Consider the following 1,885-nt stretch of genomic DNA (forward strand, 5'->3'; position numbering starts at 1 on the left):
GGTAGTGTAAAGTAACCTATGAAAAACAGAACCTAAAAAATAGGTTCTAAAAGAACCTTGAAAATTGCAGATATTTTATTCCTTGGCAACGTCCGCCACCCTTGACGGCGCACCAAAGCAATGCTCTGAACGCCTTACCGACGGTGAAGAACTCAAGAACAGTTAAAAGTTTCTCCGTCTGATTCACAGCATTGTAGCATTGCTTTGTCGTGCCATCAAGGGCATAGCCAGAACCGTTGGTTCTGGTGGCTGGCTTTTACCTCGGGCTCGGAATCTAAGAACAGTTAGCGGCTTTGCCTTGCTGTTGTTTCAGGATTTCCTGCTGACCCAAATAAATCAGAAGCTGCCACTTACCGGGCATATTACCTGCCCCTTCCAGCAACTCTACTTTGTTCAGTGGTTCTTTGCCGCCGGATATTTCGTGTGGTCGAAGGAAGTTGTAGTAGGCCACCCAAAGGGAAACGCTGTGAACAGCACCGCTTTCCGTTCCATAACCGCAGGTGATGCGGTACGATTCTTTAAAGGTGCGATTCAGACGTTCAATGAGCTGTTTGAACGGGCGGAACTCTTTGGATACTTCGTCATCATTGGTAAGACCGATCACCTGGGTAATGAAGACATCCCAATCTTTTTCAAGTTTGAACTGCTGGGCGGCAAGAGGATAGGCGCTGTAGCCATCAGCAATAAACTTAAGAGCCTTTCCCGGGAACTCTTTGAACTTATCGAATGCCATACGCATGGTAAGAATACAGGGACCGACATCTCGGGAAGTGGATACCTGATACCCAAGAATGGAGCGGGATACTTTATCCATGATGAGCCAGACATAGGCTTTCACACCGCTGATCTTAACATAAGTCTCATCAGCAGCCAGCTCGTTGGAGGGATTATAGTTATAAGAATCCACAAAAGGACGGATGATGACAGCAGCTGTTTTTGCATAGTTGTTGACCATGGTGTGGGAGATTTCAATACCATGGATATCTTTGAGGGCCTGTACAGTCTGCCGGAGAGACAGTTTGAGGTTGACCCGGTAGGTCAGGCATAAACCCATGATATAAGCATTGTTTTTCTTGTATCTGAAGGATGTAGCCCATGCCGGGAGCTGGTTGAGGTTCATGTCAAAGAAGTTGACAGAGAATTCCCGGTAGAGGTAGCGCAGTTTATATTTCCAGTAATCAGAGCGGGGCAGATCCGGGGGAAGCTTTTTCAGCTTCCGCTTATAGTAGGAACAGCTGTCATTGATGCATTTATGCACACGAAAATGCTTCCGGTCTTTGACTGGCTGCAGGGCATGGCCGCAGTAGGGACACTGAAGTTTTAAAGGAGTAGTGACCTTTTCCCCATTGACGAAAGTTTGTCCGCATATTTTGCATTTAAACTGCCCACGTCCACCATTATTATCGTAAATGTACTCATGTGGAGCACCGCAGAGAGGGCAGACAATATCAGAAGGAACATTGCGGGGCTTATCCTTATGGGGCTTCACAGGTTTGACGGATTTGCCGTAGCGGAGCTGGTAGTATTCGTTCCAAAGCTGCCAGTCCTGTTTGACGAAAGGTTTGATGATGGGAAGCCGATCCGTAAGAAACTTTTGATATTTAGGACTATGTAGCTCATCATGAGCCCATTGTTTGAGAGGAATGTATCTGCAAATAAAAAGAATAAGCCAGCAGATTTGTCTGTATTGGTCTTGAATGATAGTAAGTAAATAGAGTATAATGTTATCCATAGCAATGATTATCCTTTCGGTATTTTTGTTTTTGTGGTGATTACATTATACACGAAATAGGGGGGTCATTGCTATTTTATTTGTAAAAGTGGATATAACCCTTGAAAATAAAAGGTTTTAAATAAAAATAGGGCTGTAAAACTTTACAGTACC

General features: G+C 44.6%; 1 protein-coding gene. It reads right to left on the bottom strand.

Translation table 11 applies throughout. From position 1 onward, the window contains the following. Positions 1-274: 274 nt before the first annotated feature. The gene (locus BN3456_RS00740; protein WP_089982055.1) at positions 275-1,732 is read right to left on the bottom strand and encodes a DDE-type integrase/transposase/recombinase; all 1,458 of its coding nucleotides are present in this window, start codon (positions 1,730-1,732) and stop codon (positions 275-277) included. Positions 1,733-1,885: the final 153 nt, after the last annotated feature.

It is taken from the genome of Clostridium sp. C105KSO13 (assembly GCF_001517425.1).
Taxonomy (GTDB): domain Bacteria; phylum Bacillota; class Clostridia; order Lachnospirales; family Lachnospiraceae; genus Muricomes.